Origin of the sequence: Flavobacterium salilacus subsp. salilacus, assembly GCF_004634195.1 — a bacterium.
GTDB classification, from domain to species: domain Bacteria; phylum Bacteroidota; class Bacteroidia; order Flavobacteriales; family Flavobacteriaceae; genus Flavobacterium; species Flavobacterium salilacus.
This window is the reverse complement of record NZ_SKBP01000004.1, coordinates 228651-244550: the sequence shown is the minus strand read 5'-3', so window position 1 is coordinate 244550 and position 15900 is coordinate 228651. Positions and strand designations below refer to the sequence as shown.

At 40.0% G+C, this 15900-nt stretch carries 14 protein-coding genes; 8 read left to right on the top strand and 6 right to left on the bottom strand.

Annotated features, from left to right (window positions below; all coding sequences use genetic code 11):
- Window positions 1-144 precede the first annotated feature (144 nt).
- A complete protein-coding gene (locus E0W68_RS07200; RefSeq protein WP_135218745.1) occupies window positions 145-2031 on the top strand; it encodes a M1 family metallopeptidase in 1887 nt (628 codons plus the stop codon).
- Window positions 2032-2200: 169 nt separating this feature from the next.
- On the opposite strand, the gene E0W68_RS07195 is transcribed toward E0W68_RS07200, so the two are convergent.
- Window positions 2201-2896, bottom strand: a complete 696-nt coding sequence (locus tag E0W68_RS07195) for a S24 family peptidase (protein ID WP_135218744.1) — start codon at window positions 2894-2896, stop codon at window positions 2201-2203.
- Window positions 2897-2989: 93 nt separating this feature from the next.
- Here E0W68_RS07195 and rnpA point away from each other — a divergent pair, with 93 nt between their 5' ends.
- The 5 genes from rnpA (at window position 2990) to E0W68_RS07170 (ending at window position 8868) form a co-directional block, all read left to right on the top strand.
- The gene (gene rnpA / locus E0W68_RS07190) at window positions 2990-3373 is read left to right on the top strand and encodes a ribonuclease P protein component (protein WP_135218743.1); all 384 of its coding nucleotides are present in this window, start codon (window positions 2990-2992) and stop codon (window positions 3371-3373) included.
- Window positions 3374-3445: 72 nt separating this feature from the next.
- Entirely contained in the window at window positions 3446-4288 is an 843-nt protein-coding gene (locus E0W68_RS07185; protein WP_135218742.1) for a DUF4349 domain-containing protein, read from the top strand.
- A 3-nt stretch (window positions 4289-4291) separates the two neighbouring features.
- Complete coding sequence (locus E0W68_RS07180; RefSeq protein WP_135218741.1) at window positions 4292-5929, top strand: S41 family peptidase; 1638 nt, start codon at window positions 4292-4294, stop codon at window positions 5927-5929.
- Window positions 5930-6054: 125 nt separating this feature from the next.
- Complete coding sequence (locus E0W68_RS07175; protein ID WP_135218740.1) at window positions 6055-8025, top strand: KUP/HAK/KT family potassium transporter; 1971 nt, start codon at window positions 6055-6057, stop codon at window positions 8023-8025.
- A gap of 24 nt (window positions 8026-8049) precedes the next feature.
- Window positions 8050-8868, top strand: coding sequence for an OmpA family protein (locus E0W68_RS07170; RefSeq protein ID WP_135218739.1), 819 nt, complete (start codon window positions 8050-8052; stop codon window positions 8866-8868).
- A 58-nt stretch (window positions 8869-8926) separates the two neighbouring features.
- On the opposite strand, the gene E0W68_RS07165 is transcribed toward E0W68_RS07170, so the two are convergent.
- From E0W68_RS07165 to E0W68_RS07145, 5 genes are all read right to left on the bottom strand, one after another.
- On the bottom strand, window positions 8927-9370 hold the full coding sequence (locus E0W68_RS07165) for a GNAT family N-acetyltransferase (RefSeq protein WP_135218738.1): 444 nt from the start codon (window positions 9368-9370) through the stop codon (window positions 8927-8929).
- 1 nt (window position 9371) lies between these two features.
- Window positions 9372-10013 (bottom strand): hypothetical protein, encoded by a 642-nt coding sequence (locus E0W68_RS07160; protein WP_135218737.1) that lies wholly within the window; start codon window positions 10011-10013, stop codon window positions 9372-9374.
- Complete coding sequence (locus E0W68_RS07155; protein WP_135218736.1) at window positions 10014-10994, bottom strand: DUF4837 family protein; 981 nt, start codon at window positions 10992-10994, stop codon at window positions 10014-10016. It lies immediately after the preceding gene.
- Between the two features lie 16 nt (window positions 10995-11010).
- Complete coding sequence (locus E0W68_RS07150) at window positions 11011-12738, bottom strand: lytic transglycosylase domain-containing protein (protein ID WP_135218735.1); 1728 nt, start codon at window positions 12736-12738, stop codon at window positions 11011-11013.
- 93 nt (window positions 12739-12831) lie between these two features.
- On the bottom strand, window positions 12832-14019 hold the full coding sequence (locus E0W68_RS07145; RefSeq protein WP_135218734.1) for a phosphoglycerate kinase: 1188 nt from the start codon (window positions 14017-14019) through the stop codon (window positions 12832-12834).
- A gap of 318 nt (window positions 14020-14337) precedes the next feature.
- On the opposite strand from E0W68_RS07145, the gene E0W68_RS07140 reads away from it, so the two are divergent.
- Complete coding sequence (locus E0W68_RS07140; protein WP_135218733.1) at window positions 14338-15486, top strand: DNA polymerase III subunit; 1149 nt, start codon at window positions 14338-14340, stop codon at window positions 15484-15486.
- A gap of 6 nt (window positions 15487-15492) precedes the next feature.
- Complete coding sequence (locus E0W68_RS07135; protein WP_394346281.1) at window positions 15493-15885, top strand: DoxX family protein; 393 nt, start codon at window positions 15493-15495, stop codon at window positions 15883-15885.
- Window positions 15886-15900: the final 15 nt, after the last annotated feature.

The window sequence follows — 15900 nt, the reverse complement described above, 5'->3', positions numbered from 1 at the left end:
CTTAGATGTAATTAATTATCAATAACTCCAAACAGGGCTTTAATAGTATAATGACAGCCGTAAATATATAAGTTAGATATATTGTATGAAAATAATATGTAACATCAACTTTCTAACTTTAAAAACTTTATTTATTTTTAACCCATGAAGAAATTAGCACTACTCGCCCTGCTGACTGTCGGCAGCCTATGGGCGCAACAAAACAATAACCCCAACCCGGGTTACTGGCAGCAACACGTAGATTATAAAATGGATGTGAATATGGATGTGAAGTCCTATACCTACACCGGGAAACAGGAATTGGTATATACCAACAACTCGCCCGATACATTGTACCGCGTGTTTTATCACCTGTACCCTAATGCATTTCAGCCGGGCAGCGAAATGGATGCCCGCCTCTCCAGCATAGCCGACCCTGACAAACGTATGGTAAAAAGCTTTAAGCGAGGTACAGAAACCATAAATGAAAGCCGAATCAGTACCCTAAAACCTGACGAAATAGGGTATTTAAAAATAAATAACCTGAAACAGGATGGCATTGCTGCCAAAAACACCGTTGGAGGAACAATACTGGAAGTAAACCTTGCCAAGCCTATCGCGCCTGGAACATCAACCACTTTTACACTCGATTTTGAGGGACAAGTGCCCTTGCAGGTACGCCGTTCGGGCAGAAACAGCGATGAAGGTGTGGCACTGTCTATGACGCAGTGGTACCCAAAAATGGCTGAATATGATTTTGAAGGCTGGCATGCCGACCCTTACATCGGTAGGGAGTTTCATGGTGTGTGGGGCGATTTTGATGTAAAAATTACCATTGATAAAGACTATACCATTGGCGGAAGCGGGTATCTGCAAAACAAAAACGAAATAGGCAAAGGCTACCAGGATGCGGGCATTGAGGTAAAACATCCGCGCAAAACCAAGACCTTAACATGGCATTTCGTAGCCCCTATGGTACACGATTTTGCCTGGGGAGCTGACAAAGAATATATTCACGACATGGTGATGGGGCCTAACGATACCGAACTGCATTTCTTTTACAAAGACAATAAAGAGTACAACGAAAACTGGAAAAAAATGCAGCCTAAGGTTGTAGAACTGCTGGAGTATTACAACACCCATGTGGGTATGTATCCATACAAGCAATACTCGGTAGTGCAAGGCGGCGATGGTGGTATGGAATATGCCATGTGTACGCTTATTACGGGTAACAGGAGCTATGGCAGCCTTGTGGGTGTAACAGCACATGAGTTTGCACACTCATGGTTTCAGCATATTTTAGCCTCCAATGAGTCGAAACACGAATGGATGGACGAAGGTTTTACCTCTTACATTTCTGATTTGGCTATGGAAGCCGTAATGCCGTCTAAAGAAGAAAACGTAAATCCTTTTGCAGGAGCATATTCTAACTATTTCTACATGGCAGCATCGGGCAAAGAGCAGCCGCTTAGTACACATGCCGACAGGTATGACCAAAATGTGTTGTACGGTATATCGGCTTACAGCAAAGGCGAGATATTTTTAGCACAGTTGGGTTACCTCATCGGGCAGGATAACTTAGATAAAACACTTAAAAAGTTTTATACTGATTATAAATTCAGCCACCCTACGCCAAACGATATTAAAAGAACGGCAGAGCGTGTAACAGGCGCACATTTAGACTGGTATTTAACTGACTGGACACAAACAACCAATACTATAGATTATGGTATTAAGGAAGTGAAAGAAGAAGGCGGAGCAACTACAATTACGCTGGAACGCATTGGGCGCATGCCGATGCCTATAGATATTATTGTAGCGTATGCCGATGGTACGCAGGAGAGTTTTTATATACCGCTGCAAATGATGCACTACGAAAAAGATAACCCCTACCCGAAACTGAAACGTAATGTGGAAAAGGCTTGGGACTGGGCACATCCCACTTATAAATTTACCATAAACCGAGCTAAAAGCGCTGTAAAAGTTATAGCGATAGACCCTACGGAGCTTATGGCAGATGTAAACAAAGACAATAACTTATATACTCCGTAAATAGGTTAGTATGCTGGCTTAAATCGTTTTAACAGAATTTTAGTACAGCTTTACCATATCTTTTTGATATGCACGCCTACCTTTGTAAAGTAATAATAAGATAATTAGTTGGATGTGCCGGAAACGGCAAAAAACCGCCGGCGTAGTGCCCGGCGGTTTTTTTATTACTCTATTTCATAGCATTAATGCGAATGCTGGCTTTTACCAGCGCAAGGGCTTTTACTTGTGCCAAAGGCACTTCCTTATCCTGATGGTGCTTGTTTTCGCTTACCAGTTTTATATAGTGGCTGTCTTCTGCCTTTTGTATATACTTTACGGTAATATACTCCTCACCGCCCATATCAATACTCAGCAAGTACATTTCGCCCCAAAAAATACTGTTGGCAATATCCTTCATCTCTTTATACATTACGATATCGCCACTTTTCAGTAAAGGGTACATACTGTCGCCTGTTACATATACTGCGCCGTCACACTTGGGCAAGTGGGGTATCATGATATGATCTACCGGCTGAAAGGCTTTGTTATCGCCAAAAAGCGGTACCAAACCTGCTACAGCCTCCAAGTCATACAGCGGTATTTGCTGGCTCTCTACCGAGGTATCGGTTTTAAGTCTGTAGGTATTAATACTGCTGTTTTGCCAGGCGTCGCTTTCCAGCAGCATCTCGCCCTCGCCTGTAAGCAACCATGTGGGGTTAAGGTCGGAATATAACAAAAGAATTTTCTCTAACATGTTAGAGCCGATACTCTTACCGTCTTTTACCGCTTTGGAGATACTGCCTCTGCTCGCGCCCAAACTGTTTTCGAAAGCATAGTAACTTATGTTTTTTGCCTCTATATACTGCCCTACTCTTGCTGATACCATATTGTTATACTATTTTACCACAATAATAAGAAAATAATCTGATATTTATGTTATGTCGTTTTGAGATTTTAAAATAATGTACCTTTGCCTGCTATGGAAGAGAAGCGTTATACCTACCCAAAACACGAAAAGCTGAAAAGCAGGAACACGATAGACCGGATGTTTTCCGAAGGAAAATCGGTTTCCAAATATCCGTTGCGGTTGGTATATGTGCCTTTGGAAAATGCTGATGAAGGCATGATAAAAATGGGCGTTTCGGTTTCTAAAAAACACTTTAAAAAAGCGGTTGACAGAAACTACTTTAAGCGCCTACTCCGCGAAACCTACAGGCTTAACAAACACCTGCTTACCGAAAAGCTCACACAGCCCACCGCGTTTATGTTTTTTTATCAGACGAAAGACAGGCTGACGTATGAGGAAATACATACCAAAACCATTCAGCTATTCGAAAAATTTATAGCGCAGGAAGGCTTATAATCAATTCTGTTTTAAGCTATTGTAATAAGTAGGTATATTTTTACGTTTTTATGGGGTAAAAACCTTCCTAATATGAAAAAATGTATTTATAGCCTGTTTGTACTGCTGGCTCTTGCCGGATGTAAAGATTATAGCGAGAACGACTATGATAGTCAGGCAGTTGAAGCCATGAGCATAGTTGAAGAAACGAAGTTCAAGGCATTGGAAGCCGACAAAGCGGTATCGACGAGGGGCAATGAGCCGACTGATTATGACCCGAAAATTATTAAAAATGCCAATCTGGCTTTTGAAACCGATGACCTCAACGCCACTGCCAACACTATACAAACGGCGGTAAAAAAGTATAAAGCGCAGGTGCAGCACGACTCCGAAAGCAAGAGCAGTTACCGAATGAGCCGGGATATGGTAATACGAATACCCTCAAAACATTTTGAGAACTTTATAGCCGATATTGGCACAGGTGTTGCCTACTTTGACCGAAAGGAGATAAGCGCGCAAGATGTAACAGAGGAATACATTGACATTGAAGCCCGTATAAAAGCTAAGAAAACACTGGAAAACCGTTACTTGGAATTGCTTAAAAAAGCAGGTAAAGTGAGTGAAATGCTGGAGATAGAAAAAGAGCTTTCGGCAATACGCGAAGAAATCGAAGCGCAGCAAGGCAGGCTCAACTACATGAAAAATCGTGTGGCAATGAGCACCGTAAATATTGAGTTTTACAAAATAACCGAAGCACAGGCAGATGCAACAATATCTTATGGTTCAAAAATGGGCAATGCCATAAAATCGGGCTTTAACTCGCTTTCAAGTTTCTTTATCGGTTTGCTCTATCTTTGGCCTTTTATCCTTATTTTCGTAGTTACATTATTTATCGTCCGCAGAAAATTAAAACGAAAAAAATATAAATCCTTATAAACTATGCTTTCCAAACTCAAGAAAAGATATGTTGTCACGACCCTTGCTGTTGTTTTTCTGTTCGTTGGCACAAGCTTTAAAAACGATTTCTTTGAAATCGCAAAGCAAATAGAAATATTCACTACACTGTTTAAAACGGTTAATACCAACTATGTAGATGAAACCAACCCCGGCGAGCTCATGGATACTGCCATTAAGAGCATGCTTGCCGATTTAGATCCTTATACCAACTACTTTAACGAGGCAGATGTTGCCAAGTTTAAAATAAACAATACAGGCGAATATACCGGCATTGGCGCACTCATAACCCGCAAAGAGGGCAGGCTGATAATAAAAGAGCCTTATAAAGACTATGCTGCCGACAAAGCAGGGCTTAAAGCAGGCGACGAGATTATACAGATAGGCGATGTAAACCTTGCCGAGTTTAAAGAAGATGCGGGCGAACTGCTTAAGGGCACGCGCAATACTAAAATTGACATAAAATACAAACGTCAGGGTAAAGTGCTTAGCACTGAGCTGGTACTGGATGAAGTTGATTTGAGGGCTGTACCCTACTTTGCCATGGTAGATAAAGAAACGGGCTACATTGTGCTGTCGCAATTTAACATCAAGGCATCGAGCGAAACCAAAGCGGCATTACTGGAACTAAAAAATCAGGGTGCCAAAAAAATAATACTCGACCTGAGGGGCAACCCCGGAGGGCTGCTTAACGAGGCGGTAAACATCTGCAATATTTTCCTGCCCGAAGGCGAAGTTATTGTTACCACAAAATCGAAAAACGAGAAATATAATACTATATACAAAACACAAAAAACTCCTGTAGATACTGAAATTCCTTTGGTGGTTTTGATAGACGGCAAAAGTGCCTCAGCTTCGGAGATTGTTTCGGGAGCATTGCAGGATTTAGACCGCGCCGTTATTGTGGGCAGCCGTAGTTTTGGTAAAGGACTGGTGCAACGCCCACTGGAACTTACTTATGGCACGCAGGTAAAAGTAACCATATCGCGCTACTACACCCCATCGGGGCGTGGCATACAGGCATTGGATTATACTCATAAAGATGCGGATGGTAAAGCGATTCGTATTAACGAAAAAGATTATAATGCTTTTAAAACCCGAAAAGGTCGTACCGTATATGACGGTGGCGGAATACTGCCCGATATAATACTGGAAGAATCGAAACAAAGTACCATAGCCGATGCACTACAACGTAATGATGCTATATTTAACTACATTACTACTTATTACTACAAGAACCCGAATTTGGGTAACACACTGCCCAAAATAACGGATGCGGACTTTGAGGATTTTAAAAAATTCCTGAAAAAAGAAGATTTTGAATTTGATACTGAAACCGAGAAAGCACTGAAATTGATGTATGAAGCTTCGGTAAAAGAAAAAATAGATGAGAATATTGCCACAGAGTACAAGCAACTGCTTACGGCTCTGGAAAAAAGTGAGGAGAAAGAGCTTAACGAGCATAAAAACGAAATTAAAAAATTAATGCTCGATGAAGCTATAAAACGCTATCAGTATAAAGAAGGGTTGTATAAATACTACACCACCAGTAATCCTGAGATTATGAAATCGACAGCATTACTTAATAACACCGCCGAATACAGCAAGATTCTGCTGAAATAGAAATGGCTCAATATCCTCTGCCCTAAAAGACAGAGGATATTTTTATTGTCAAAGTTTAAATATCCGCGGGAATAGGCATCAAATAGTTAAAAACATATACCTTTGCTTTTTTAACTTTAACAGAAGTGAGCAGTAATCACAACAACCTTAGTAAAGTAACAACGGGAGGACTTATTGTTACATTAGGAATAATCTATGGGGATATAGGTACCTCACCCCTTTATGTTATGAAAGCCATAATGGGCGAAGTACCCATAAAGGAGGAGGTTGTACTTGGCGCACTGTCCTGTATCTTCTGGACATTAACATTACAAACAACCCTAAAATATGTACTGCTCACGCTACAAGCCGATAACAAAGGCGAAGGCGGTATATTCTCACTTTACACACTTGTAAAAAGGCTCAAGAAAAAAGGGCTTATCATACCCGCAATAATTGGTGGTAGTGCCCTGCTTGCAGACGGCATCATCACACCGCCCATATCGGTTTCATCTGCAATAGAAGGGCTTAAAATTTATAACCCTGAACTGGATACCGTACCAATAGTAATATCCATAATTTTTATGCTGTTCTTTATACAGCGGTTCGGCACTAAATTCGTGGGTCGTTTTTTTGGCCCTATGATGCTGGTTTGGTTTAGTATGCTGGGCATACTGGGTGTTATTCAAATAGCGGGCGACCTGAGTATTTTTAAAGCTCTTAACCCTTACTATGCCATTCACTTGCTTAGCATACACCACGAAGGGTTTTATGTGCTTGGTTTTGTATTTCTGTGTACTACAGGGGCTGAGGCTTTGTACAGCGACATGGGGCACTGTGGCAGGAATAACATTCGCGTAAGCTGGATATTTGTAAAAATCATGTTGGTACTCAACTATTTTGGGCAGGGAGCTTATCTTATCTCACATACCGGCAGCAATTTAACCAGCTTGAGCGGTCACGTAGGGAATCCTGCCAACCCATTTTACCTGATTATGCCGGAATGGTTTATTCCGGTAGGTATTGCCATTGCAGCCTCTGCAGCTATTATTGCCTCTCAGGCACTTATATCAGGCTCTTTTACGCTTATCAGCGAGGCAATGCGCCTCAATTTCTGGCCAAAAGTTTCGGTGAAATTCCCAACTGACTTTAGGGGACAAATCTATATTCCATCCATCAACTGGCTGTTGTTTCTGGGTTGCGTGTTTATCGTGCTGCACTTTAGGGAATCGGGCAATATGGAGGCGGCCTATGGGCTGGCTATCGTGCTTTGCATGATTATGACCACGATACTGCTCAACTTTTACATGATTATGAAGCGCTATAACCCTTTTGTCATTACAGGCATTATGCTGGTATATCTTACTATAGAGTTTTCGTTTCTTATAGCCAATATCAGCAAATTTAGCCACGGGGGTTATGTTTCGCTGATTATTGCCGGGATGCTCTGTGTAATCATGGCGGTATGGTACACCGCCAAAAAGATACGAAGCGGTTATACTGAATTTACTAAAGTAGAAAATTATAAAACAGTACTTTCAGAGCTTAGTAACGACCTTTCTATCCCTAAATATGCCACACACCTGGTGTATTTAACCAATGCCCAGTTTAGTGACGAAATAGAGTCGAAAGTATTATATTCTATATTGCAAAAAAGACCAAAACGCGCAGACTTATATTGGTTTTTGCACGTTAATGTAGTTGATGAACCGTATCGGATGGATTATCGCGTGCGCGAGATTATAGAGAATAATGTAATTCGGGTTGATTTTTATTTGGGTTTCAGGGTAGCACCACGAATCAACCTTTTGTTTAAAGAGGTGGTAAAAGATATGGTAGAACGCGGCGAAGTAGATATTACAAGTCGTTATGAATCTTTAAACAGAAACAATGTTATCGGCGATTTTAAGTTTGTAATTATAGAAAAATTCATGTCCTATGATAATGAGCTGCCTTGGTATGAAAGAATAATACTGGATATATACCAACTGCTGAAAAAAGTGAGCCTTTCCGAAGGCAGAGCTTTCGGGCTGGACAGCAGTTCTGTTAAAGTAGAAAAGTTCCCGATAGTAATACACCCGCCTGAAGATGTCATGCTGACGCGGGTAGATGAGTAAATTTTTTATTAAATTAGCAGAATAATGAAAACATTTTTCAACATATTAATCTTACTGCTGGTTACCAACATTACGCTTGCACAAGAGGAGACTGTTTACTCCATATATTTTGAATTTGACAAATATAATCTGGATGATAAACAGGGTAATAATGTAGTGGCTTTTATAAATGCGATAGATACCACACGTATTGAAAGCATACAGATATTTGGCTACTGCGACGACAGGGGTAAAGATGAATACAACTTTAAACTGTCTAACAATCGTGCTAATACCATTAAAGACAAAATGGTAAACAGTGGTATTAAAAACAAAATTATTGTAACCATAGAGGGTAAAGGGCGCATCCTTTTAGAAGATGATATAGACAACGTATCGGAAGCGCGTTCTAAAAACCGCCGGGTGGATGTCGTGGTAAACTTTGAACCGCTGCCACCGCCAAAGCTTGAGCCGGGCGTATATAATACTGTAAAAAAGGATTTGATTGTGGGCGACCGCATTTATCTGCAAAATATTCTTTTTGAACGGGGCAGCAGTAAGCTAACAGGAAAATCGAGAGCGGAGCTTGAAAAAATTGCTCGTTTATTACAGAAATATAAAAACCTGCAATTCGAGATACAGGGTCATATATGTTGTACTCCTACTTTTCAAAAAGAAGCTATAGATAAGGATACCCGTAAGCGGGAGTTATCTATAAACCGTGCAAAAACAGTATATAAATTTTTACTCGGCAAAAGAATTAATGCCAACAGAATGACGTACAAAGGGTATGGCAATACCGTTCCGCTTGGCAAGGGCTCTGAATATGACCGAAGGGTAGAACTGGTTATTACTAAGATTTAGTATTCCGTTTTCAAGTCGCAGTCTAATCAGTTGCAGTACGCTATGAAATCTAAATCATTTACTGTCGTTTCATCCTGATATGGGGAATATCATCTTCAAGATACCCCTCACCTACCTGAATAAATCCGTGAGTTTCATAAAACTTTTTTAAGTACAACTGTGCCGATATGGTAATGGTATTGGTATTATAATGCGTTGCAATACCGGTTATAGCCGCATCCATAAGGTGGTGTCCCCATTTCCTGTCACGATAGTTATTGCTGATAACTACGCGCCCAATGGCAGCTTCTTCAAAATAATATCCCGGCTCGAAAAGGCGGGCATAGGCAACAATTTTATCCTCATAAACGCCCAATAGGTGTAATGCCTTTTCGTCTTTACCATCTATATCCTGATATATGCAGTTTTGCTCTACTACAAACGCTTCGCTGCGCAGTTGCAGCACTGAGTATAGTTCGTGTAATGAAAACTCGTTAAATCGCTTTATTTTGAATTGAATCATTTTATTGTTTTATAAATTCTCTGTTGAGAATTTTTAGCATATTATGTACAAATTTACCTTTTTCATTATTAAAATAAACCGTATTAAAACCATCACGCATGAAAGTAATAGTGAAAACCTTCGTGTCGGGATTATTGGGCTTATATTCATAAACAGTAATATCATCAAAAAGTTCAATTTTAATAGATTCTACTTTTTGATTTACATCTAAAAAAATTAGACCATTTCCATCAGCATACATCTTTTCTGAATTATTTAGAATAACTGTACAGTATTGAAAGGATAAATTATCATAATATTTTATTTCAATACATCTTTTTGGCTTACTATTATTTTCTTCAACAATAATGTAATCCTCTTTCCCTATATTCCAGCTATTCAGTATTAATGTATTATCCTTTAAAAACCATTCGCCTTCTGATTTCATGAAGTTTAAAGATTCATTATAGTCATATATAAACCTGCCACTCTCTTCAAGCATCAATGAGATATTATGATGGTCAGATATTTTGCAGGAATATTTCCCTACAATTTTGGACTTTGTTATGGGTTTTGTTTTACATGAGGTAAATGAAAAAAAACTTATAACTATTGCAAAAAGTAGGAGTTTATAGTATAAAAGTGTTTTTTGAAATTGAATCATTTACCGGAATTGTAGTGACTTGATAATCGACTCCAGCTCTATGATGAGGTCGCGCTTGGGTGATGAAGGGCTGTAAATAAAGCCTTCTATCACCAAATAGCACTCGTGTTTATCATCGCGAATAGCATAATTAAGAAATGGACCATTCATAAAATCATTTTCCATTTCCCAGTTGCCCCGTGTTTCAAAAGCGCGCTTGTCTTTAAAGCTTGTCATGAATAAATAGGGTGAGTAGGCTTCTTCGGTTTTCATATACATACCTTCTTCCTGCCCGTGTATGTACATATTACCAATAGAATCGCGCATACTGATAATGTTACTCAGTATCGTTTTATCATGTTCTATTCTGTCATACGGTACGCTGTAAAGGAGTATATTGGTATTGCCGCTGGGTATATCTTTTTTAAGCCACACAAAACTTTTATTTTCTATGGCATATGCATAGGTGGCAGGTACCATTATTGATATATCAAATTGTTGTTTAAAGCGAATTGTATCCAGCAATCCCGCTTTTTTATTACGTTTTTGGTTTTCGGCTATTTCAGTTTCCTTTATTTTCCTGATTATTTCGTCAGAATGCATCTCTATAAGATCCAGCAGGTCATCAATAGTCTCTCCGCTAAAAGTAAATATGTTTTGCGGTGCGCAAAAACTGTTTTTCTGTGAAGTATATTCTTTTTTGCCCCCTTTATCGATTATAATAATGTTTCTGCCTTTTTTAAGAGCTTCGCCAAAGGTGCTTTCATGATATTGGTTCAGGGTAAAAAGCGGCTCTTCCTGGGTAAGTCCATCTACCGGCGCAGCGAGCTTTTTGCGCAGGCTGTCCCCCACGTCGCCACTCCATAATGCATCATTTATAATGATTGATATCTCATTGATGTTTCCTTTGGATGCTGTCGCTTCGCCGTCGTTGTCATTTTTGCAGGCCGCAGTGCAAAGAACAAAAACAAAAAATACTATTTGTTTCATTCTTTTCATCATAATATGCTTTTTTACATTAGTTAACAATAACCTTCAGCTTCATGCCGGGCTTTATGTTTTCTCCCTGTATTTTGTTCCAGCTTTTCAGGTTCTCTACCGTTACGCCGGGATGTTTTCTGGCAATACTGAATAACGAATCTCCTTTTTGAACAATGTAGAGATGCGCTTTTTCGTAGTCAAATTCCTTATCTTTTTCCTTCTTATCTTTGGTTGTAACGGTGGCTACTTCAACCGTTTCGGTTTCTTCGCCTATTTCGGTTTCTTCGGCAACTTCATCAGCCGCTTCTTCATCAACCGGCTTGATGATATCAACCATCAGTGGTTTGGGCTTTTCTTTTTTAACTTCTTTGGGTTTAATTTCGGCTATAGCCTCCACTTTGGGTTTGGGCATATCAACAATCTTTTCTTTTTTTATTTTCAGGTTTTGCCCTGCCCTTATCATATTCCCTCTAAGACCGTTCCATTGTTTTAATTCTGATACGGATATATTATATTTATTGGCTATTGCACCCAAATTGTCGCCACTCCTCACCTTATAGGTTTCGGTAGTAGTAATTATTTTTTTACCGTCCATTACCTTCGCCTGAGCAACAGCCTCCTGACGTTCCGTTACAAAATGAGGCTTCTCTCTCTGGTTGGCTTCATAATCTATATAAGCATAAATAGCTTTCTCGTTAGAGGTAAATAAGCCTATTTTATCTTTAGGCAACCTCAGGTAATGCGGTTTCTCTATAGTATAAGGTATAACATCCAGCTTATAAATAGGATTGAGTAACTGCAATTGCTCCATAGGCACATCAAGCAAACCGGCAATTTGTTTAAACGACATTTGGCGTTTTACCATTACGGTATCTGTTTCAAAATAAGTCATTGGGGCTTTGTTGCCTGTAATGCCATGCTCTTTAGAGTATTCATATACATACATTGTAGCAAGAAAAGCCGGTACATACCCCTGTGTTTCCTTAGGCAGTTTTGGTCGTATATTCCAGTAGTTTTTATAACTGCCCGAACGGCGTATTGCCTTAGTAACGTTGCCCGGCCCTGCATTGTAGGACGCTAAAACCAAGTCCCAGTCGCCAAATATGTTGTACAGGCTGGACAGGTACTGGCAGGCGGCTTCGGTAGCTTTTATAGGGTCGCACCTTTCATCAACATACGAGTTTACCTCAAGGTTAAACTGTTTGCCCGTAGGGTACATAAACTGCCAAAGCCCTGTGGCACCCACTCTCGATTTTGCACGAGGGTTTAATGCTGATTCTATCACGGCAAGGTATTTTATTTCCATTGGTACGTTGTACTTAGAGAGGTACTCTTCGAACAGAGGGAAATAATATTCTGATAACGCCATTAACCTGCTGAAAGATCTCGGACGGTTTTTAAGGTATGCTTTTATAATATTTTCCAGCCCTTTGCTGTATTCTATATGAAAAGGCGAAACCGCATCGAGTTTGGCAAGCCTTTCTTTTAGCATGGGAGTAGAAAGGTCGTAATCAACCTCATCATCCGGGTTTATATTTTGTATATCCTCCTGCATTGCTGCAAAAAGATCCTCGCTTATCAATTCCTTTACCCAAAGGCTGTCCACACAGGTAAGCTCTTCATTATGAATAAATGTAGCTTTTAACGAATCGATATATGAAAGTTTAACTTCCGGCATACTCACTTCCGCTTCGGCACTTTCCTGTGCAAATACGGCAAAAGAAAAGAATGCAAAAACAACAGACAATATTCTCTTTTTGTTCATAAATTACTTTTTAACGTTAAACTGCACCTATTGTAACAGCACTTGTAGCTTATAACTTAAAACGGAGCAGTATTCGTATAAATTTTAACAGGGTTACTCCTGTATTGCTGCAATACCCGGCAGGGTTTTACCTTCAAGCATCTCCAGCATGGCACCGCCTCCTGTAGATACATAACTCATTTTTGGCTCAAGACCAAATTGCTTAACCGCCGAAACAGAGTCGCCACCGCCCACAAGCGAGAAAGCACCTTTCTGTGTAGCTTCGGCAATAAATTCGCCCAATGTGATAGTTCCTTTGGCAAAATTTTCCATTTCGAAAACTCCAAGAGGACCATTCCAAAGTATGGTTTTCGATTCTAAAATTACTTTCTTAAAGTTCTCTAATGATTTTGGTCCGGCATCAAGCCCTTGCCATCCATCAGGAATTTCATTAACATCAACCACTTGCGTGTTGGCATCGTTTTTAAAACCATCGGCTGCTATAACATCTACCGGAAGGTGTATTTGCACATTTTTAGCCTTTGCCTGTTTTAATATTTCAAGCGCAAGCTCCTGCTTATCATCCTCGCAAATAGAGTCGCCAATTTTTCCGCCTAATGCTTTTACAAACGTAAAGGTCATACCACCACCAATAATCAGGTGATCTACTTTATCCAATATATTTTCGATAACGGTAATTTTCGACGATACTTTGCTTCCGCCCAAAACAGCCGTAACCGGTTTTTCGCTATTTTTTAATACTTTATCCAAACTTTCTATTTCTTTCGCAAGAAGCGCACCAAAAACCTTATTTTCAGGAAAATATTTCGCCACTATGGTTGTAGAGGCATGCGCGCGGTGTGCCGTACCAAAAGCATCGTTTACATAAACATCGCCCAGTTTGGCCAGTTTTTGTGCAAAAGCATCATCGCCCGCCTCTTCCTCTTCGTGAAAACGCAGGTTTTCCAACAGTAATATTTCACCGGGTTGCAGGTTAGCAGCAGCTTTTTCAGCCTCATCCCCCACACAGTTAGTTACAAACTTTACATCTTTGCCTAATATCTCGGATGTTTTTGCCACAATATGTTTAAGTGAGTATTTTTCCTCCACACCCTTTGGTCTGCCCAAGTGGCTCATAAGGATAACACTCCCGCCGTCATTTAAAATTTTATCGATAGTGGGTTTTGCCGCATCAATACGCGTGGTATCAGTAACGTTAAAATTCTCGTCAAGAGGTACATTAAAATCTACCCTTATTAGTGCCTTTTTACCTTTAAAATCAATGTCTGAAAGCGTTTTCATATATGTATAACAATTTGGGTTTTAATTGAAGAAACGCAAATATAGTTTTTTCTGCTAATAGTTTGATAAATAGCGATTGAAAAATGACTTAGTAAATAAATCAACCGATATAATAGCTATCTGTTATCCTGCTGAGTAACAAAGCATCTCTATATTTACCTCTATTGAGCATAACAGCGATAATCCGCTAAATCTGTGTTATCCGCGTTCCAATCTTTATTTTTTTAGATTCTTTACCACGCTTACTACCTTCAGAATGACAAAGCAATTCATAAACCATAACACGCCAAATCTCCCAAATTCTGCTATATTTGTCCTATGCTTTTTTCAGAAATTTTAGGGCAAGATCACATTAAAAACCACCTGACCAAAAGTACTGATAGTGGGCGCATTCCGCATGCCCAACTGTTTGCGGGTCCGCAGGGTTGTGGCACACTGCCTATGGCTATTGCCTATGCACAATACATTTTGTGTGGTAATACCAATGGCGAAAACACCAATGGCAACGCCGCCTGTAACCTGAAGTTTAAAAACTTTTCGCATCCCGACCTGCATTTTGTGTTCCCGGTAGCACCAAACAGCGAGGTAAAAAGCCACCCTGTGAGTGCCAACTTTATGAAATCGTGGCGCGAGTTTATTACCGAAACGCCCTACGGAAGCCTTTTTGACTGGTATAAAAAAATAGACATAGCTAACAAACAGGGGCAGATTGGTGTGGATGAAGCGCAGGAGATTATGAAATCGCTGTCGCTAAAGGCGTATGAAGGAGGGTATAAAGTAATGATTATCTGGATGGCAGATAAAATGAATACTGCTACCGCCAACAAGCTCCTGAAATTACTGGAAGAACCGCCGCAAAAAACGGTTTTCCTGCTTATAACCGAAGATGAAGATGATATATTGCAAACCATATTGTCGCGCTGCCAAATACTGCACTTTGGCGGACTTAGCGAACAGGCTATAGCCGATGCATTGGTTTCACGTGAAAATATTGACCCTGCCAAAGCGCAGAAGCTGGCACACCAAGCGCAAGGCAACTATAACCAAGCCCTGCACTTGTTGCACAAAAAGGGTGATGACTACCCGTTTGAAGAGTGGTTTGTACAGTGGGTACGTGCTGCTTTTAGAGCCAAGGGTAATGCTGCTGCCATACACGACCTGATAAACTGGAGCGAGCAGATAGCGGGCATAGGGCGCGAAGCACAAAAACAGTTTCTTGATTTTTGTATTACTATGTTCCGACAGGCGTTAATGCTTAATTATCAGGCTACAGCACTGGTGTATATAGAGCCTACCGTTGATAAATTTAAACTGGAAAATTTTGCTCCGTTTGTTAACGGAAACAACATAAATGATATTTTTAAAGAGCTTTCAGATGCCATTTACCATATAGAACGTAATGGTAATGCTAAAATAATTTTGACTGACTTATCTATTAAACTAACACGACTAATCCATAAAAAATAAAATACTATGATGACTTTTGGAATAACTTATGCAATGATTGCGATACTACTATTCATGGCTATAACGTTTATACAATCGGGCTATGATAAGGTAATGGACTGGAAAGGCAATGTGGGCTGGCTGAAAGGTCATTTTGCCGAAACATTCCTTAAAAACATGGTTCCCTCAGCCGTTTTTATTATTCTGGTGTTGGAAGCAGTCGCAGGAGCGTTATCTGTAATAGGCGTTATCGAGCTATTGGTAAGTGGCGGAACTGACTTTGCCTTTTATGCTGCCTGCCTGTCGGCTGTTACGCTTTTATTCCTGCTTTTAGGGCAACGTGTTGCGAAAGATTATGACGGTGCAAGAACCATTGTAATTTACTTTATTCCGGTAGTATTGCTGTTGAGCTGGTTGTAAAATCAGACCATTGGA